General features: G+C 70.7%; 15 protein-coding genes and 1 riboswitch. Of the genes, 11 read left to right on the forward strand and 4 right to left on the reverse strand.

What is annotated here, in order from left to right; translation table 11 throughout:
• The first annotated feature begins 79 nt into the window (after positions 1–79).
• The 5 genes from AB0I10_RS06265 (at position 80) to AB0I10_RS06285 (ending at position 6,548) form a co-directional block, all read left to right on the forward strand.
• Positions 80–889 (forward strand): c-type cytochrome, encoded by an 810-nt coding sequence (locus AB0I10_RS06265; protein WP_363151151.1) that lies wholly within the window; start codon positions 80–82, stop codon positions 887–889.
• The gene (locus AB0I10_RS06270; RefSeq protein WP_363151152.1) at positions 886–1,947 is read left to right on the forward strand and encodes a Rieske 2Fe-2S domain-containing protein; all 1,062 of its coding nucleotides are present in this window, start codon (positions 886–888) and stop codon (positions 1,945–1,947) included. The genes AB0I10_RS06265 and AB0I10_RS06270 overlap by 4 nt, the downstream gene beginning before the upstream one ends.
• Positions 1,944–3,581: a ubiquinol-cytochrome c reductase cytochrome b subunit gene (locus AB0I10_RS06275; RefSeq protein WP_363151153.1), complete on the forward strand. Its 1,638-nt coding sequence runs from the start codon at positions 1,944–1,946 to the stop codon at positions 3,579–3,581. The genes AB0I10_RS06270 and AB0I10_RS06275 overlap by 4 nt, the downstream gene beginning before the upstream one ends.
• 139 nt (positions 3,582–3,720) lie before the next feature.
• A complete protein-coding gene (gene trpD / locus AB0I10_RS06280; RefSeq protein ID WP_363151154.1) occupies positions 3,721–4,785 on the forward strand; it encodes an anthranilate phosphoribosyltransferase in 1,065 nt (354 codons plus the stop codon).
• A gap of 92 nt (positions 4,786–4,877) precedes the next feature.
• Positions 4,878–4,995, forward strand: a riboswitch (SAM riboswitch).
• Between the two features lie 182 nt (positions 4,996–5,177).
• Positions 5,178–6,548, forward strand: a complete 1,371-nt coding sequence (locus tag AB0I10_RS06285; RefSeq protein ID WP_363151155.1) for an aminotransferase class V-fold PLP-dependent enzyme — start codon at positions 5,178–5,180, stop codon at positions 6,546–6,548.
• 535 nt (positions 6,549–7,083) lie between these two features.
• Here the strand turns inward: AB0I10_RS06285 and AB0I10_RS06290 are convergent.
• Positions 7,084–7,365, reverse strand: a complete 282-nt coding sequence (locus tag AB0I10_RS06290) for an Lrp/AsnC ligand binding domain-containing protein (RefSeq protein ID WP_136741556.1) — start codon at positions 7,363–7,365, stop codon at positions 7,084–7,086.
• Positions 7,362–8,039, reverse strand: a complete 678-nt coding sequence (locus tag AB0I10_RS06295) for a rhomboid family intramembrane serine protease (protein WP_363151156.1) — start codon at positions 8,037–8,039, stop codon at positions 7,362–7,364. The genes AB0I10_RS06290 and AB0I10_RS06295 overlap by 4 nt, the downstream gene beginning before the upstream one ends.
• A gap of 301 nt (positions 8,040–8,340) precedes the next feature.
• Here AB0I10_RS06295 and AB0I10_RS06300 point away from each other — a divergent pair, with 301 nt between their 5' ends.
• From AB0I10_RS06300 to AB0I10_RS06320, 5 genes are all read left to right on the forward strand, one after another.
• On the forward strand, positions 8,341–8,580 hold the full coding sequence (locus AB0I10_RS06300; RefSeq protein ID WP_363151157.1) for a hypothetical protein: 240 nt from the start codon (positions 8,341–8,343) through the stop codon (positions 8,578–8,580).
• 18 nt (positions 8,581–8,598) lie between these two features.
• Positions 8,599–9,972 (forward strand): NYN domain-containing protein, encoded by a 1,374-nt coding sequence (locus AB0I10_RS06305; protein WP_363151158.1) that lies wholly within the window; start codon positions 8,599–8,601, stop codon positions 9,970–9,972.
• Positions 9,973–10,276: 304 nt separating this feature from the next.
• Positions 10,277–11,302 carry an NlpC/P60 family protein gene (locus AB0I10_RS06310; RefSeq protein WP_363151159.1) on the forward strand — a complete coding sequence of 342 codons (1,026 nt, stop codon included), beginning with the start codon at positions 10,277–10,279 and terminating at the stop codon, positions 11,300–11,302.
• Between the two features lie 260 nt (positions 11,303–11,562).
• Positions 11,563–12,606: an NlpC/P60 family protein gene (locus tag AB0I10_RS06315; protein ID WP_363151160.1), complete on the forward strand. Its 1,044-nt coding sequence runs from the start codon at positions 11,563–11,565 to the stop codon at positions 12,604–12,606.
• Between the two features lie 51 nt (positions 12,607–12,657).
• Positions 12,658–14,094, forward strand: a complete 1,437-nt coding sequence (locus AB0I10_RS06320; RefSeq protein WP_363151161.1) for a hypothetical protein — start codon at positions 12,658–12,660, stop codon at positions 14,092–14,094.
• On the opposite strand, the gene AB0I10_RS06325 is transcribed toward AB0I10_RS06320, so the two are convergent.
• Positions 14,051–15,346 carry a glycosyltransferase 87 family protein gene (locus AB0I10_RS06325; protein ID WP_363151323.1) on the reverse strand — a complete coding sequence of 432 codons (1,296 nt, stop codon included), beginning with the start codon at positions 15,344–15,346 and terminating at the stop codon, positions 14,051–14,053. The genes AB0I10_RS06320 and AB0I10_RS06325 overlap by 44 nt on opposite strands.
• Before the next feature lie 212 nt (positions 15,347–15,558).
• Here AB0I10_RS06325 and AB0I10_RS06330 point away from each other — a divergent pair, with 212 nt between their 5' ends.
• Positions 15,559–16,701, forward strand: a complete 1,143-nt coding sequence (locus AB0I10_RS06330) for a glycosyltransferase family 4 protein (protein ID WP_363151162.1) — start codon at positions 15,559–15,561, stop codon at positions 16,699–16,701.
• A 198-nt stretch (positions 16,702–16,899) separates the two neighbouring features.
• Here AB0I10_RS06330 and AB0I10_RS06335 read toward each other — a convergent pair whose 3' ends face one another.
• Positions 16,900–18,696: an AMP-dependent synthetase/ligase gene (locus AB0I10_RS06335; protein ID WP_363151163.1), complete on the reverse strand. Its 1,797-nt coding sequence runs from the start codon at positions 18,694–18,696 to the stop codon at positions 16,900–16,902.
• Between the last annotated feature and the right edge of the window lie 81 nt (positions 18,697–18,777).

An 18,777-nucleotide genomic window follows, 5' to 3' on the forward strand; every position in this document is an offset into this window, starting at 1 on the left:
GGGCCCGATTGCCGGGCCCGCATTTCCGACAGACATAGCCAAAGCATCGACGCAGAAGATCCTGACACCGGGGTAATCCGTGAAAAAGCTCTCCGCACGACGGCGCCATCCGCTGGCGGCGCTCGTCGTCCTACTCTTCGCGCTGGCGGTCACTGGGGGGCTGTACGCCGCGTTCGCGCCGGCGGACAAGGCTCAGGCCGATGACTCCGCCCAGTCCCTCGCCATCGAGGAGGGCAAAAAGCTCTACGCCGTGGGCTGTGCAAGCTGCCACGGCACCGGCGGTCAGGGCACCACCGACGGACCGAGCCTGGTCGGCGTCGGCGCCGCCGCCGTCGACTTCCAGGTCGGCACCGGCCGCATGCCGGCGCAGCAGCCCAGCGCCCAGGTGCCGCGGAAGAAGAACATCTACACCAACGCCCAGATCGACCAGCTCGCGGCGTACGTCGCGTCGCTGGGCGCCGGCCCGACCGTGCCGGAGAAGGAGCAGTACAGCCCGGACGGTGCCGACATCGGCAAGGGCGGCGAGCTGTTCCGTACGAACTGCGCGCAGTGCCACAACTTCACCGGTAAGGGCGGCGCCCTCACCGACGGCAAGTACGCACCGACGCTTGAGGGCGTGGACCCGAAGCACATCTACGAGGCCATGGAAACCGGCCCGCAGAACATGCCTTCCTTCGGTGACGGCTCGCTCTCGAAGGACAACAAGAAGGACATCATCGCGTACCTCGACGCCGTCAACGGCGATGAATCCGAGAGCCCCGGCGGCCTGGACCTCGGTGGTCTCGGCCCGGTCAGTGAGGGCCTCTTCGGATACATCTTCGGCCTGGGCGCGCTGATTGTTGTCGCCATCTGGGTCGCTGCCCGGACTACGAAGGCCAAGAAGTCATGAGTGAGACTGGACGACACGCAGACGTGCCAGAAGAAACCCTTCCCAGTGAGCGGGAGACGGCTCACGTCGCGGTGGAGAAGGCGGACAACCCGTTCGCCGATCCGGGGCTGCCGCCCCACGAGCACCGCGTCCAGGACATCGACGAGAGGGCGGCCAGGCGCTCCGAGCGCACCGTCGCCTTGCTCTTCGTGGTGTCCATGCTCGCCACGGTCGGCTTCATCGCCTCGTATGTGGTCCTGCCGATCGACCAGATCGTCTACATCTGGCCGCTCGGTTACATCAGCTCGCTGAACTTCGCGCTCGGTCTGACCCTCGGTGTGGCGCTCTTCTGCATCGGCGCCGGCGCGGTCCACTGGGCCCGCACGCTGATGTCGGACGAGGAGGTCGCCGACGAGCGGCACCCGATCGAGGCCGAGCCCGAGGTCAAGGCCAAGGTCCTGGAGGACTTCGCGCAGGGCGCGAAGGAGTCCGGCTTCGGACGGCGCAAGCTGATCCGCAACACGATGTTCGGCGCGCTGGCCCTGGTGCCGCTCTCCGGCGTCGTCCTGCTGCGCGACCTCGGGCCGCTGCCCGGGACCAAGCTGCGCACCACCGGCTGGAAGCGCGGCATCCGCCTCGTCAACCAGGCCACCAACCTTCCGCTGCGTCCCGAGGACATCGCGGTCGGCTCCTTGACGTTCGCCAAGCCCGAGGGCCTGGAAGACGACGACCACGACTTCAACGTCAAGATCGCCAAGGACGCCCTGATGCTCGTGCGGATTCAGCCGCAGAACATCAAGGACAAGCAGGAACTCGCCTGGTCGTACGACGGCATCGTGGCGTACTCGAAGATCTGCACCCACGTGGGTTGCCCGATCAGCCTGTACGAGCAGCAGACGCACCACGTGCTCTGCCCGTGTCACCAGTCGACCTTCGACCTCTCCGACGGTGGCCGCGTGATCTTCGGCCCGGCCGGACACGCCCTGCCGCAGCTGAACATCATGGTGAAGGACGGCTTCCTCGAAGCCGCAAGCGGCTTCGAGGAGCCCGTCGGCCCGAGCTTCTGGGAGCGCGGATGAGTAACGAGACGAGCGGGACCAACCCGCGCCGCGGCAAGGCGCCGCGGGGCGAGCGGGTCGCCGACTGGGCGGACGGCCGGCTGGGCATCTACAGCCTCGCCAAGTCCAATATGCGCAAGATCTTCCCGGACCACTGGTCCTTCATGCTGGGTGAGGTCGCGCTTTACAGCTTCATCATCATCATCCTGACCGGTGTCTATCTGACGCTGTTCTTCCACCCGAGCATGGCCGAGGTCGTCTACCACGGCTCGTACGTGCCCATGCACGGGATCCGGATGACGCAGGCCTTCGAGTCGACGCTGGCCATCAGCTTCGACGTCCGCGGTGGTCTGCTTATAAGGCAGATCCACCACTGGGCGGCCCTCGTCTTCCTGGCCGCGATGATGGTCCACATGATGCGGGTGTTCTTCACCGGCGCGTTCCGCAAGCCGCGTGAGGTCAACTGGCTGTTCGGCTTCCTGCTGTTCGTGCTGGGCATGTTCACCGGCTTCACCGGTTACTCGCTCCCCGACGACCTGCTCTCCGGCACCGGTGTGCGGTTCATCGAGGGCGTCATCCTGGCGATGCCGCTGGTCGGTTCGTACCTGCAGATGTTCATCTTCGGCGGGGAATTCCCGGGCCACGACATCATTCCGCGGTTCTTCACGGTCCACGTACTGCTGCTGCCGGGCATCATGCTGGGCTTGCTGGTAGCGCACTTGATCTTGGTCTTCTACCACAAGCACACGCAGTTCCCGGGTGCCGGCAAGACCAACAACAACGTCGTCGGCATGCCGCTGCTGCCCGTCTACATGGCCAAGGCCGGAGGCTTCTTCTTCCTGGTCTTCGGTGTGATCGCGGTGATCTCCGCGATCGCCAGCATCAACCCGGTGTGGGCGATCGGCCCCTACCGGCCGGATCAGGTGTCCACCGGCGCCCAGCCCGACTGGTACATGGGCTTCGCCGAGGGTCTGGTGCGTGTGATGCCGGGCTGGGAGTGGAACTTCTGGGGCCACACCCTCAACTTCGGTGTGCTGATCCCGATCCTGGTCTTCCCGCTGGTCCTGGTCGCGATCGCGGTCTACCCGTTCGTCGAGTCCTGGGTGCGGGGTGACAAGCGCGAGCACCACATCCTGGACCGTCCGCGCAACGTCCCCACCCGCACCGCCTTCGGTGTGGCCTGGCTGGTCGCGTACTTCGTGATGCTCATCGGTGGTGGTAACGACCTGTGGGCGACGCACTTCCACCTGTCGATCAACACCATCACCTGGTTCGTCCGGATCGCGTTCTTCGTCGGGCCGGTGCTGGCCTTCATCGCCACCAAGCGGATCTGCATGGGTCTGCAGCGGCGCGACAAGGACAAGGTGCTGCACGGTCGTGAGTCCGGCATCATCAAGCGCCTGCCGCACGGTGAGTTCATCGAGGTCCACGAGCCGCTCGACCAGGAGCAGCTGCATGTGCTCACCCAGCACGAGCAGCCCAAGCCGATCGAGCTCGGCCCGGAGGTCGACGAGAACGGCGTCAAGCGCAAGGTGTCGCGTTCGCAGAAGCTGCGCGCCAAGCTCTCCAAGAGCTACTACGGCGAGGACAACGTCATTCCGAAGCCCACGGTGGAGGAATACAAGGAGATCACCAGCGGCCACGGCCACCACTGATCACCGCGGCGCCGTATAGCGCGCCACGAGTAGTACGCCACCCAGAGGGCCCCGTCCGCCGTGCGGACGGGGCCCTCCGGCGTGCCCGGAGATCGATAGGGTGACGGTAGAAGCAGGAGACGAACCAGGAGTGTGGACCATGAACGTTGTGACCCCGGTCGGCGGCGACAGCGTGGCGGCCCACACCTGGCCGGGCGTGCTGAACGCCCTGCTCGACGGCCGTGACCTCACCGCGGACGACACCGCCTGGGCGATGGACAGGATCATGCGGGGCGAGGCCAGCGACGCCCAGATCGCCGGCTTCGCGGTGGCGCTGCGGGCCAAGGGCGAGACCGTCGCGGAGATCTCCGGACTGGTACGGACGATGTACGCGCACGCCCGGCTGATCGAGGTGCCGGGCCCGAGCGTGGACATCGTCGGCACCGGCGGCGACGGCGCCAAGACCGTCAATATCTCCACGATGTCGTCGATCGTGGTGGCCGGCACCGGCGCGAAGGTCGTCAAGCACGGCAACCGCGCGGCGTCCTCGGCCAGCGGCGCCTCCGACGTACTGGAGAAGCTCGGCGTCAATCTCGATCTGACCCCGAAGCGGGTCACCGAGGTCGCAGAGGAAGCAGGCATCACCTTCTGCTTCGCGGTGAAGTTCCACCCCTCGCTGCGGCATGTCGCACCCGCGCGCCGCGAGCTGGGAATCCGTACGACGTTCAATGTGCTGGGCCCGCTCACCAACCCGGCGAAGGTCCGCGCCCAGGCGACCGGTGTCGCGGACGCCCGGATGGCGCCGATCCTGGCCGGGGTGCTCGCCGAGCGCGGCTCGTCGGCGCTGGTGTTCCGCGGCGACGACGGCCTGGACGAGCTCACCACGACCGCCACCTCCCGGGTGTGGATCGTCCGGGACGGCACGGTCCGCGAGGAGTCCTTCGACCCGCGGGACGTCGGCATCGCCCTCGTCCCGGTGGAGGCGCTGCGCGGCGCGGACGCGTCGTACAACGCGGATGTGGCGCGCCGGGTGCTGGACGGCGAGACCGGCCCGGTACGCGAGGCGGTGCTGCTGAACTCCGCGGCGGCGCTGGTGGCGCTGGAGCCCACGGACGCCCCGCTGGCGGAGCAGATCCGGGCGGGCATCGAGAGGGCCGCCGAGTCGATCGACTCCGGGGCGGCGAAGCGGGCGCTGGAGCGCTGGGTGGCCGCCAGCAACAGATGAGCGCGCGGTGACACAGGGTGTGACGCAGGGCTCAGTCCGTCATTCGGACTGGGCCCTTGCGCGTAAACGCTCTTGTGGCATGATTCTGCGCAGGTCACGAGTGACAGCGATGTAGGCCCCGGCCCGCTGTCCGGCAACCCTCCTTCCGTGGCGGGGTGCCCCGGGTGATGACCAGGCCGCAGGCAGCGAGGTCTGCGGCAAGCGCGGATCCCTCGCCAGGGATCCTGGTCCTCTGAGGGAGCCTCTTCCGTGATTCAGCGAATGCGATAGGGCCCGACGGCCCCTTTTCCGCACCTTTTTCCTTCTCCTGCGGCCGCGCCGTTCTGCCCGTCGTGTCTGACGGACGTGCGCCTTTCCGCAGTGAATTCGCTTGCCTCTTACGGGAGTTCGCCATGTCTGTTTCCGCCGTTGCCGCCGACCGTTCCGTTTGTGCCCCGCTGCCGGTTCTGGGGCGGGATGTCCGCGTCCCGCTCGTGACCGGCGGCGAGGTCGACTACGCCGCGCTGGACTACGCGGCCAGCACGCCGGCGCTGCAGCGGGTCTGGGACGACGTGGCCGCCTACGCCCCGTACTACGGCAGCGTGCACCGCGGTGCCGGGTACCTCTCGCAACTCTCCACCGACCTGTTCGAGAACAGCCGTGCCACCATCGCGACGTTCCTCGGCTGCCGCGCCGAGGACCAGGTGGTCTTCACCCGCTCCACGACCGACTCGCTGAACCTGCTCGCGTCCGTACTCCCGGACAACACCCGGGTGTTCGTCTTCGAGACCGAGCACCACGCCTCGCTCCTCCCGTGGGAGCAGCGGCCCGACACCGCCGTGACGTACCTGAACGCGCCGCGCACCCCGCAGCAGGCGGTGGACACCCTGGAGAAGGCGCTGGCCGCGCGCGAGCCCTACGGACCGGCGCTGGTGTGCGTCACCGGCGCGTCGAACGTGACCGGCGAGCTGTGGCCGGTGAAGGAGCTGGCGGCCGCGGCGCACGCCCACGGCGCACGGATCGTGCTGGACGCGGCGCAGTTGGCGCCGCACCACCCCGTCGACATCGCCGAACTGGACGTCGACTGGGTCGCCTTCTCCGGGCACAAGCTGTACGCGCCGTTCGGCGCCGGTGTGCTGGCGGGCCGGGCGGACTGGCTGCAGAGCGCCGAGCCGTATCTCGCGGGCGGCGGCGCCAGCCGCAAGGTCTCCCGGCGTACGGACGGCGGCGTGGACGTCGAGTGGCACACCACCGCGGCCCGGCACGAGGCCGGTTCGCCCAACGTCATCGGCGCCTACTCCATCGCCTCCGCCTGCCAGGCGCTGACCGAGGCCGGTTTCGACGACCTGGTCGCACGTGAGCAGGCGCTGATCGCCCGGCTCCGGGCGGGCCTGGCCGAGGTGCCCGAGGTGAACGTGCTCTCGCTCTTCGGCGAGGACGCACCGCGGGTGGGCGTCCTCTCGTTCGTGGTCCAAGGCTGGAACAGCTCGCACTTCGCGGCCGCGCTGTCGGCGGAGTACGGCATCGGCGTCCGCGACGGCCTGTTCTGCGCGCACCCGCTCGTACGGACGCTGCTGGGCAGCGAGCCGCAGGAGCCGGGGGAGTGCGGCGCTCCGGAGGCGGCGCCCGGCGAGAAGTCGCTGAACGCCATCCGGGTCAGCTTTGGGGCGGGTACGCCCGATGAGCACGTGGAGCGGTTCGTCCGGGCCGTCAAGGAACTCGTGACGGACGGCGCGCGCTGGAACTACCGCACGGAGGACGGGCGTTGCGTCCCGCGGCGCTGAGCTTGTGCCGTCTTGGTTGCTCGCCGTTTTTGGCTGTCCCGCCGGTCCGCTGCGCTTTGCCCAGGCCGTTTCTGGCTGTCCCGCCGTGGTGGTGTCTCGCCGTTGCGCCTGCGGCGTGCGTGGTTTTTCGGGTGCGGTGACAGCCCTCCGGACTTCGTCCTGCGGGCTGTCCCCTCCCGTGGGTGGTTGGAGAAACCGAGTGGGGGCGGACGTTGAGTGTTCAGTTCCCTACGACTCGTCCACTGGGCGACTCGTCCACTGGGCGAGCGTGATCGCTTACGTGCACCCCCACCGTCTTTTCCCACACTCAACGGGAGGGGCCGGACCGCAGGACGGAGTCCGGAGGTCCGGAACCGCACCCGACAGCCCCGCGCAGCGGCAACGGCCCGCCGCAAGCACAGTGGCGGGGCGGCCAAAAACGCGGCTTAGACAAAGCGCAGCGGACCGGCCCGCCGCAGGCGCAACGGCGACAAACCCCCACGGCGGGACAGCCGAAAACGGCGCGCAACCAAGCCGGCTCAAGCCAAGCGCAGCGTCACGCGTCCAGGCCGATCGCGAACGCCGCCTCGAGGTCGTGCTGGGAGTACGTGCGGAACGCAATGTGCGTCTCGGTGGAGGCGACGCCCGGGACCTTGCTGATCCGGCCGGGGATGACATCCGCGAGATCGTCGTGCGCGGCGACCCGGACCATGGCGATCAGGTCGTGCGCACCGGTGACGGAGTAGACCTCGCTGACACCCTCCAGCGCGGCGATCTTCTCGGCGATCTCCGGGATCTGGTCCACGCTGGTCTTGATGAGCACGATCGACGTGATCACGGCTGGCTCTCTCCCTCGGTCGCCGGGTCGTTCCCCCTGGTGGCCACCACACTATCCCTCCCGTAGCGCACCCACGCGTACACGAAGCCGAGTGCGAAGCCGACGACATGGGCGAGGTAGGCGACGCCGGGGCCGTTGGGGTCGTCCTGCGCTGCCTGCCACTGCAGGAAGAACCAGAAGAGCAGCACGATCCAGGCGGGGAAGCGCAGCGGCAGGAAGAGCAGGAACGGGAAGACGCTGGTGACCCGGGCCTTGGGGAAGAGGTAGAGGAAGGCGCCCAGGATCCCGGAGATCGAGCCGGAGGCGCCGACCAGGGTCTGGCCGGAGGTGGCGTGTGCGGCCGCGTAGCCGAGCAGCGCCAGATAGCCGATGCCGATGTAGAAGGCGACGAACGCCAGTCGGCCCATCCGCTCCTCGGTCATGCCGCCGAAGACGTACAGAAACAGCATGTTGCCGAGCAGATGCAGCCAGCTGCCGTGTACGAACAGCGCGGTGAGCGGGGTCATCAGCGCCCGTACCGAGCCGCTCCACAGATCGACCGGGATCACGCCCCACCGCTCGAAATAGGCGGTCTGCGCCTGGAGGAGGGCGTCGGCGCTGTATATCCCGTTGAGGCCCGAGGCGGGGCCGATGACGAAGATCGCGCAGCACAGCGCGGTCAGTACGTTCGTCATCCGGGAGAAGACCGATGCCAGGGACCGGGTCGGATGCGGGGGGCGGGGGATGCCCGGGGAACGCAGGGAACGGGAGGGGCGGGGAGGAGGGGCCGGCGCCGTCATGAAGTGATCATGACTCAATGCCGGGCAATCGGGACAGAGCGCCTCGCCGCGTCCCGCCTCCTGGGCAGCGCCCGCACCGGGCCCCCGTCAGGCCGTAGGGTTACAGGCAGTACTTTGCGTACTTCCGCAGTCCGACGGCGCACCGCGTGAACCGCGCAGCAGCACGAGATCGACTAGCACGAAAGAGGACGAGACGATGGCTGTTCCCCTGCCGACGGCCGAAACCCGGTGGCGCTGCACGCTGTGCGGCAACCTCACGCGTTTCGATGTGACCCGCCGGTCCAAGGTCGTGGAGTACATCCACCTGGACCTGGCCGGGGAGCCGAAGGTGGAGGAGCGCGAGGTCCTCAGTGAGAGCATCGAGTCCGTGCGCTGCCGCTGGTGCAATGCGGTCGACCAGATCGAGCTGGTGGACCGGCCGGGCGCGAGCGCCTGAGATCGGAGCGATGCAGCCGTGGTGGAGCGTCCGGAGAGGGAGCGGGGGGCGGGGCACGTCGACGCATCCGAGGGTGCGGCCGACGAAGTGCTCGACCGCCCGCTGCCCGAGGGCGTTCGGCACCGGGTCGTGGCGCTCGCCGCGGAGTCGTTCGGCGGTCTGACCGTCGCCGAACTCCCGCCCGCCTTGCGGCAGTACGCCCGTTTCACCCCGACCCGCCGGGCCAAGTTCGCCGGTAACGCGATGGCCGCCGCGTTGGAGAGCGACCCGGTCTTCCGGCAGCGGATCGCCGGCAAGCTCCGCGAGACCCAGCCGGAGCTCGCCGAAGCCCTGGACCACGGCACCCCGCCCGCGGCCGCCGACCCGTTGGATGTCGCGGCGGCGGCCTACGTGCTGCGCCCCGAAGGCTGGGTCAAACTGGTCGCGGCGGCCGGCGAGGAGGCCCAGCGGGCCCGTGCCGAGCGGGCGGGCGAGGAGGCCGAGCGGGAGCTGGGCCGGCTGCGCGAGGAACTGGCGCAGGTGCGTACGGAGTCGCGTGCGGACGCCGACCGGGTCCGGGTGGACCTGGACGCCGTCCGCAAGGAGAACGAGTCGCTGCAGCGCAAGCTGCGCAGCGCGCAGAGCGACGTCAAGCGCGGCGAGGCGGCGGTGCGTAAGGCAGGGGCCGCGCTGGAGGCCGTACGGTCCCAGGCCGCGACGGAGAAGGCCGCCACGGAGGGCGAGGTGCGCCGGCTCAAGGCCCGGGTCGCCGAGGTCGAGGCGGCGTTGGAGACCAGCCGGCGGGCCGCCCGTGAGGGCCGCAGCGTCGAGGACATGCGGCTGCGGCTGCTGCTGGACACGGTGCTGGACGCGGCTCAGGGGCTGCGCCGCGAGCTGGCGCTGCCGCCCGCGAGCGTCCACCCGGCGGACACCGTCGACGCGGTGGCGCCGGGCAAGATGACGCCGAAGGACATCGCGACGCGGGCGCTGTCGGAGACGGACCCGGCGCTGCTCGACCAGCTTCTGGCCCTGCCGCAGGCGCATTTGGTGGTGGATGGCTACAACGTCACCAAAACCGGCTATCCCACCATGCCGTTGGACAAACAGCGGCTGCGGCTGCTGGGCGGGCTCGCGGTGCTGGCGGCGCAGACCGGTGCGGAGATGACCTGTGTCTTCGACGGTGCGGAGCTGGCGGCGCCGGTGCTGCTGGCGCCGCCGCGCGGGGTGCGGGTGCTGTTCAGCAAACCGGGTGTAACGGCCGATGAGTTGATTCGTCAGCTGGTGAGGGCCGAACCGCCCGGCCGTCCGGTCGTCGTGGTCTCCACGGACCGGGAAGTGGCCGACGGTGTGGCGAAGGCCGGTGCGCGGCCGGTCGCATCGGCCTTGCTCCTCAAGCGACTTGCCCGGACCTGACCCGGACCCGGCGCAATGTCTGATCCGGGCGGAAAGTCGCGAGCGTTCCGTCTCTAAGCGTCAAGTGCCGCTCACTGCCTGTGTGATGTTGGTAAAGGATGGGTCCCGTGGTGCATTTTTTGCCTGTGAGGATTTGAAGCGATCACAGCTCCGTTACTAAGGTCGGGCCCGATCCTTCATGCAGATGATTATCCAACCGGGATGGTCAGTGAAGGAACCGCCGAGTCCGCGGCGTTCGCGCGGAGCCGGGGTCTCACCCCCCCACTTCCCGGTAGGCGGCTGGAGGAAGAAGGAGCTCGCCCCCGTGGCGTCCCACCGTCGACCCAAGCAGCCGAGCCGCACTCGCGTCACCGTGCTCACCGCGACCGCAGCCGCGGCCGTCGCCCTCTCGTCGCAGGCCGCCCAGGCCGACCCGGCGCAGAAAAAGCAGGACGTCAAGGCCAAGGTCGACAAGCTCTACGAGGAAGCGGAGCAGGCCACCGAGAAGTACAACGGTGTCAAGGAAGACCAGAAGGAGCTCCAGAAGGAGGTCGAGGACCTCCAGGACAAGGTCGCCCGCGGCCAGGGTGAGCTGAACCAGCTCCGCAAGGGCCTCGGCGCCGTCGCCTCCGGCCAGTACCGCAGCGGCAGCATCGACCCGTCCGTCCAGCTGTTCCTCTCCGGCGACCCGGACACCTACCTGGAGAAGGCCGCCACCCTCGACCAGTTGAGCGGCAAGCAGGCCGAACAGCTGAAGGGCATCGCGGACAAGCAGCGCCGGCTCGCCCAGGAGCGCGCGGAAGCCTCGGCCAAGATCCGAGACCTCACCGAGACCCGCAAGGCGCTCGGTGACAAGAAGGACGAGATCAAGGGCAAGCTCGCCGAGGCGCAGGAGCTGCTCAACACCCTCACGGCCAAGGAGCGCGCCGCGCTGCAGGCCAAGGAGGACCGCGCCAACCGCAGCAACGACCGGGTCAACCTCGGCGACGATGTGCCGGCCTCGCAGCGCGGTGCGGCCGCCCTGTCCGCCGCGCAGGCCAAGATAGGTTCGCCGTACGTCTGGGGCGCCACCGGCCCGTCCTCCTTCGACTGCTCGGGCCTGACCTCCTGGGCCTACCAGCAGGCCGGCCAGTCGCTGCCGCGCACCTCGCAGGAGCAGGCCAACGCCGGCACCCGGATCAGCTCGCAGGACGCGCTCAAGCCCGGCGACCTGGTGCTCTTCTACGGCGACCTGCACCACATCGGCCTCTATGCGGGCAACGGCCAGGTGCTGCACGCCCCGAAGCCGGGCGCCGCCGTGCGCTACGAGTCGATCAACAACATGCCGTACATGTTCGGCGTGCGGGTCTGAACCGCCTGAGGACCGCGGGCTGAAAAGCCTCACAACACTCTCGACCTGCCGCCCGAACGGGCGATTCGCGGCCCCCGCCGCTGACTTCCCGCCCCGCCGGTGACCTGCAAAGTCACCGGCGGGGCGGCGTTTTGCGTACGGGCACGGGTCTTTGGTCGGTGCGGTTGCGTGCGGTTACTGTCTGGCCTCGCACCAGCTGCCGGTCACCGTCCGCCTTCCCTGGCGGCAGGGACCGCACACGGAAAAGGAGTGCGGCTCTCGTGGCGTCCCATCGCCGTACCTCGCAGCCCGGCCAGGCCACCTTCGCCGGTGTCACCGTCCTGTCGGCCGCCCTGGCCACCGCGGCCGCGGCGCTCTCGGCACCGTCGGCGTCCGCCGACCCCGCGGAACAGCCCGCGGCCCGTGACGCGGCGGCCGCGCGGGTCGACGAGTTCTACGAGCAGGCGGAGCGGGCCACCGAGAAGTTCAACGGCGCCGACGAGCGGGCCGGGCAGCTGCGCGACGAGGTGGCGTACCTCCAGGACCGCACCGCACGCGCCCAGGAGCGGGTCAACCGGATGCGCGGCCGGATCGGCGCGCTGGCCGCCGCCCAGTACCGGGGCGGCGGCATCGATCCCACCGTCAAGCTGCTGCTCTCCGAACAGCCGGACAGCTACCTGGAGAAGGCCGCCGCCCTCGACCGGCTCAACCGCACCCGCGCCGGCGAGCTGCGGGAACTCCAGGAGGCGGAGCGGGAGCTGGACCGGCAGCGCCGGCAGACCGCCGGGAAGCTGCTCGACCTGGAGGCCAGCCGCAAGGACGTGGCACGCCACAAGAAGGACGTCCAGCGCAAGCTCGCCACCGCGCAGCGGATGCTCAACGCACTCCCCAGGGACGTCCGGGCGGCCTATGTCCGGGCCTCCAGGGGCGACGGGCGGGACGGGGAGCTCCCGGACCTCTCCGGTGTCGTACCGGCCTCAGGGCGGGCCGCCGCGGCCGTCGCCGCGGTCCAGGCCGCCGTCGGCGCCCCGTACGCCTGGGGCAGTACCGGGCCCTCCTCCTTCGACTGCTCCGGACTCACCCAATGGGCCTACGGCCGGGCCGGCATCTCCCTCCCGCGCACCTCACAGGCCCAGCAGGGCACCGGCCGGCCGGTCTCACTCGACCAGGCGCAACCCGGTGACCTGGTCATCTACCGGTCGGACGCCAGCCATGTCGGGATGTACGTCGGCAATGGCCAGGTCGTGCACGCGCCCTATCCCGGGGCGCGGGTGCGCTACGACCCGGTCGGCATGATGCCGGTCGCGGCCGTCACCAGGCCCTGAGGCGGCTCCCGGCGTTTTTGTCCCGCCGGGACCGCACATACGATCGGCCCCATGTCAGGTCAGCGGGCGGGACGGCGGTGGCCGTCGCGAGCCGGGGCGGTCGCCGCCGTCCCGCTTCTCGCGCTGCTCGCCCCGCTCGTCGGCTGTGCGTCCGCGCCGCCGACCGCCCGGTTCCCGGACGTCCAGCGGATGCTCGACGCCCGGGCGCGGGCCGTCCAGGACCGGGACGCCGCCGGGTTCCTCGGCTCCGTCGACCCGCGGGCCACCGGCTACCGCGACCGGCAGCGCCAGGTCTTCGGCAATCTCGCCGCCCTGCCGCTCACCGACTGGCATTACGACCTCGTCTCGACCGGCGCCTTCCCGCTCCCGGACGGCGGCCACGGCGAGCGGCTGGCCGCCGAGGTGCGGCTGAGCTACCGCCTGAAGGGCTATGACACCGCGCCGGTCACCGCCATCCAGTATCTGACGCTGACCGAGCGGGACGGCCGCTGGCGGATCTCCTCGGACCGCGACGGCGCGGCGGCCGGCCGGACCGGCACCCGCCAGCTGTGGGACCAGGGCCCGGTGCGGCTGGTCCGCGGCCGGCACAGCCTGGTCCTCGGCGACGCGGCGGACCCGGCGCGGCTGCGCGATCTCGCGCACCGGGTGGACGCGGCGGTGCCCGCGGTGTCCGCCGCCTGGAAGGGGACGTGGTCGCGGAAGGTGGTCGTGGAGGCGCCGGACTCCGTCGAGCGGATGGCGCAGCTGCTCGGCAGCGACGATCCGTCCGGCTACGCGGGGATCGCGGCGGTCACGACCGGCGAGGCGGGAGCCTCGACGACGGCCCCCGCGGACCGGGTGATCGTCAACCCGGACGCGTACGAGGAGCTCACCGACCTCGGCCGCGCGGTCGTGCTCACCCACGAGACCACCCATGTCGCCACCCGTACGGTCACCACCGCGGCCACCCCGCTGTGGCTCTCCGAGGGCTTCGCGGATTGGGTCGCCTACCGCGGCACGCACCGCAAGGCCGCCACCGCCGCCCCCGAACTCTCCCGCGCGGTCGCGACCGGCCGGCCGCCCGCCCGGCTGCCGAGCGACGAGGACTTCGGCTTCACGGCCGGCGCGGACCGGCTGGCGAAGGCGTACGAGGGCGGCTGGCTGGCCTGCCGGATGATCGCCGACAAGTGGGGCGAGGCCAAGCTGATCGCCTTCTACCGGGCTGCGGGGAAGAGCGGGGGCGGGACGTCGGCCGGGATGGCGGTGGCGCCGATGGAGGCGGTGCAGCCAGGCGCGACCGCAGTGCCCGGGGCGGCGGCCACGCCGGGGGCTCCCCCGGCCTCCGGCCCGGGGGTCCCCCGTCTCGCTGCGCTCACCCCGGCGGGCGACGACGACCGCCGGCCGGTCCGCGTCGGCCGGCTCGACCGGGCGATGCGGGCCCAACTGGGCGTCGGGCTGGCGGAGTTCACGCGTCAGTGGCGGGCGTATGTGAAGGCGCAGCTGAAGTGAGGGCGGCCTCCGCCGGGGCGCGCGGCGCGATGACGGCGTCCCGCTCGGCGCCGCCCCCGCGCTCGCCGGAATCCGCCCGCCTCCCCGCGCCCGTCGCCACCCACAGCCGTCGGCAGGCGATCAGCGACGCGGTGACCAGCAGGCCGTTGCGGAGTGCGAGCAGGGCGACGCCCCGCGCGTCGCTCGCCACGACGTGCGTGAACGAGACCGGGAACTCCAGCAGCGTCACCCCCGTCGCCAGCAGCACCAGTACCGCCGGCAGCGCCTGCCGACTGGCGCGTACGGTCATGCACACCGCCGCGAGACCCACCAGCCAGAGCATGTACTGCGGGCTGATGACCCGGCTGGTGGTGGTGAACAGCAGGGTGGCGGTGAAGGCGGCATCGCAGAGCGTCGCGGCGCTGAACGTCCGGGCGCGCAGCCGCCACAGCAGCAGCCAGCCCATGGCGGTGACGGTCAGCGCCAGCGCCAGGGTGCTGACGAACGGGACCCCCGGGCCGAGGAATTCCACCGAGCCGTAGTTCAGCAGCACCTCGCCGCTCCACCCGTAGTGCCGGGCGATATGGAAGACCAGCCCGCCGAGCGACTCGATCTCCGTGCCGCGGTCGCGCTGGAAGGTGACGAAGGCGAGCGCACCGGGCGCGATGGCCACGAAGAGCAGGGTCAGCCCGGCCGTGGTGCCCGCCGTGCTCAGCCACAGGGCGCGCGCCTGTCGACGGCGTGACCATGGACACGCGGCCCCGCACAGCAGCAGTACGGGCCATACCTTCAGCAGCGCTCCGAACGCCGCCAGTGCGCCCGCCACGCGTGGCCTGCGGGCGGCCGCGAAGAGGGCCGCCGCGGCGACGGCGGTGACCATCAGGTCGTAGCGGGCGTACGCGGTCGGGCCGAGCAGCGCGACGCCCGCGATCCACACCCAGGCCCCGAGCGGCCGGTTGCCGGGCCGTCGGCCGGCGCGCAGGAAGAGCGCCAGGCCGGCCGCGTCCGCGACCAGGACCAGAGCGAAGAACGCCGGCGCGTAGCCGAGGAACGGCAGCAGACCGGGGGCGAGGACGGCAAGGGCGGCGCCCGGCGGGTACTGCCAGGTCACATCGTCCAGTGGGAAGGTGCCGGTCTTCAGGACCTCGGACCAGCCCTGGTAGATCACGGAGACATCGCTGGTGACATCGGGTCCCGGAAGTAACAGCACCTTCGTGACGCACAGCAGAAGCACGGCGCGGGTCGCCGCCCAGGCCGCGACCGGGAGCCACATCCACCGCCGAGGGGCGACGGCGCTGCTGCTGACTGCCTGATGGCTCACGGGACCCGCCTGACTCCGTCGGTGGTGGCTGCTCACGACCGTAGGGGAGGTGCGGGCGCCGGTGGTGCCCGCCGCCCCCGTCCCCCGGCTCGGTCTCCGCCAACCCGGTACTCTCGGCCGAGACCCTAGGGCCTGTCCGGCCGCCCGACCGTCGAGAGACCAGAGTGCACAAGACCCTGATCGTCACGAACGACTTTCCGCCACGGCCCGGCGGCATCCAGGCCTTCCTGCACAGCATGGCGCTGCGCCTGGACCCCACCCAGGTCGTCGTCTACGCCTCGACCTGGAAGCGGAGCGCGGAGGGCATCAAGGCCACCGCCGCTTTCGACGCGGAGCAGCCGTTCCCCGTGATCCGGGACCGTACGACGATGCTGCTGCCCACCCCCCGGGTGACCCGGCGAGCCACCTCTCTGCTGCGCGAACACGGCTGCTCCTCCGTCTGGTTCGGCGCCGCCGCGCCCCTCGGCCTGATGGCGCCGGCGCTCCGCTCGGCCGGCGCCCGCCGCATCGTGGCGACCACCCACGGCCACGAAGCGGGCTGGGCGCAGCTGCCGGCCGCCCGCCAGTTGCTGCGCCGGATCGGCGAGGGCACCGACACCCTCACCTACCTCGGCGAGTACACCCGCTCGCGGATCGCCGGGGCGCTCACCCCGGAGGCCGCCGCGCGGATGGTCCAACTCCCGCCCGGCGTCGACGAGAAGACCTTCCACGCCGGCTCGGGCGGCGACGCCGTACGGGCCGGACTCGGTCTCGCCGACCGCCCGGTCGTGGTGTGCGTCTCGCGTCTCGTCCCGCGCAAGGGCCAGGACACCCTCATCGAGGCAATGCCCGCCATTGTGTCCGCGGTGCCCGATGCCGTCCTGCTGATCGTCGGCGGCGGCCCGTACGAGAAGGAGCTGCGCGCGCTGGCCGTGGCGAAGGGCGTCGGGGACGCGGTGCGCTTCACCGGCGCCGTTCCCTGGGACGAGCTGCCCGCCCACTTCGGCGCGGGCGATGTCTTCGCGATGCCGTGCCGCACCCGCCGCGGCGGGCTGGACGTCGAGGGCCTGGGCATCGTCTACCTGGAGGCGTCGGCCACGGGACTCCCGGTGATCGCGGGGGACTCCGGAGGCGCACCGGACGCGGTCCTGGACGGCGAGACGGGATGGGTGGTGCCGGGCGGCTCGCCCACGGCCGCCGCCGAGCGGATCGTCACCCTGCTCAAGGACCCGGCGCTGCGCCGCAGGATGGGCGAGCGCGGCCGGATGTGGGTGGAGGAGAAGTGGCGCTGGGACCTGCTGGCCGAGCGCCTCAAGGAACTCCTGTGAAGGACCTGCTGGGAAGGAACTCCTGTAAGGGAACTGCTGTCGCGGTTCCCTGAGATGGGAAGCGCCGCCGCGGCAAAAAGAAGCGGCAAAAAGAATCCGCCGCCGCGGCGCAGCCACGACGGCGGATTCCGGCGGTACCGAACCGACCGCGTGCCCAGTCCCCCCGGCGGCTCATCAACGGCCACCTCGCGGACACGCCTAGGCGCGGTAGATCGCCTCGATCTCCTCCGCGAAGTCCTTCGCCACCACATTGCGCTTGAGCTTCAGCGACGGCGTGACATGGCCCGACTCCTCGGTGAACTGGGTCGGCAGAATACGGAACTTGCGCACCGACTCGGCTTTCGAGACCGCGGCGTTGCCGTCGTCGACCGCGCGCTGCACGGCGGCCAGCAGCTCCGGGTCGTCGGCGATCTCGGCGGGGGTCACACCGGCCGGGTGGCCGTGCTCCTCGGCCCAGCGCGGCAGGAACTCCTCGTCCAGGGTGACCAGCGCGCCGATGAACGGCCGGGCGTCGCCGACGACCATGCACTCGGCGATCAGCGCATGCGCCCGGATGCGGTCCTCGATCACCGCCGGGGCGACGTTCTTGCCGCCCGCCGTGACCAGTATTTCCTTCTTGCGGCCGGTGATGGCGAGGTAGCCGTCCTCGTCGAGGGTGCCGATGTCGCCGGTGTGGAACCAGCCGTCGGACAGGGCTTCCTTGGTTGCCGGCTCGTTGTTCCAGTACTCCGTGAACAGGTGCTCGCCGTGCAGCAGCACCTCGCCGTCGTCGGCGATACGGACGACCGAGCCGGGCAGCGGCTGGCCCACGGTGCCGATCTTCTGGCGGTCCCAGGGGTTGAAGGCGGTGGCCGCACAGGACTCCGTCAGGCCGTAGCCCTCCAGGACGGTGAAACCGATGCCGCGGTAGAAGTGGCCGAGCCGCTCACCGAGCGGGGCGCCGCCGGAGATCGCGTGCGCGGCACGGCCGCCGAGGACCGACCGCAGCTTGCTGTAGACCAGCCGGTCGAAGACCTTGTACTTGAACTTCAGGCCGAGGGACGGCCCTTCGGGGGTGTCCAGCGCGCGGCTGTACGCGATGGCGGTGTCCGCCGCCTTGTCGAAGATCTTGCCCTTGCCGTCGGCCTGCGCCTTGGCGCGCGCCGAGTTGTAGACCTTCTCGAAGACCCGGGGTACGCCCAGGACCATCGTCGGCCGGAAGGAGGCGAGGTCCTCCGTGAGGTGCTTGATGTCCGGCGCGTGGCCCAGCTTGATGGGGGCCAGCACCGAAGCGATCTGCACCAGCCGCCCGAAGACATGCGCGACGGGGAGGAAGAGGAGCACCGAGGCGTCACCGGTACGGAAGAGCGGCCGCAGCCGCTCGACGGTGTTGCCGCACTCGGCGAAGAAGCTGCGGTGGCTGAGCACACAGCCCTTGGGGCGGCCGGTGGTACCCGAGGTGTAGACGATGGTGGCGGGGGAGTCCGCGTCGGCGATGGCGCTGCGCTCGTCCACCTCTTCGTCGGCGATGCCGTCGCCGGCGGCCCGCAGCCGGGCGATGGCGTCCCGCTCGATCTGCCAGACGTTCGCCAGACCCGGCAGCCGGTCGCGGACCGACTCGACGGCGGCCTCGTGCGTGGGGGTCTCCACCAGGCAGGCCACCGCGCCGGAGTCGCCGAGGATCCACTGGATCTGCTCGGCGGAGCTGGTCTCGTACACGGGGACGGTGATCGCGCCGGCGCTCCAGATGGCGAAGTCCAGCAGCGTCCACTCGTAGCGGGTGCGCGACATCAGGCCGACCCGGTCGCCGGGCTGGATACCCGAGGCCATCAGACCCTTGGCCGCGGCGCGGACCTCGGCGAGGAAGTCGGTGGCGGTGACGTCCTGCCACGCACCGTTCACCTTGCGGCCGATGACCGCGACATCAGGGTGCTGCGCGGCATTTCGGCGGATCAGATCCGTCAGGTTGCCGTCCGCGGGGACCTCGTACAGGGCCGGAAGGCTGAACTCGCGCAAGACTGCTGCTCCTCATTGGCGCCGGCGCCACGACGCTGTGTGTACACCGGTTGCGGTCCATGATCATGCGGGGGGATCGGA

The sequence above is a fragment of the Streptomyces sp. NPDC050636 genome (assembly GCF_040654775.1).
In the GTDB taxonomy this organism is placed as follows: Bacteria; Actinomycetota; Actinomycetes; order Streptomycetales; family Streptomycetaceae; genus Streptomyces.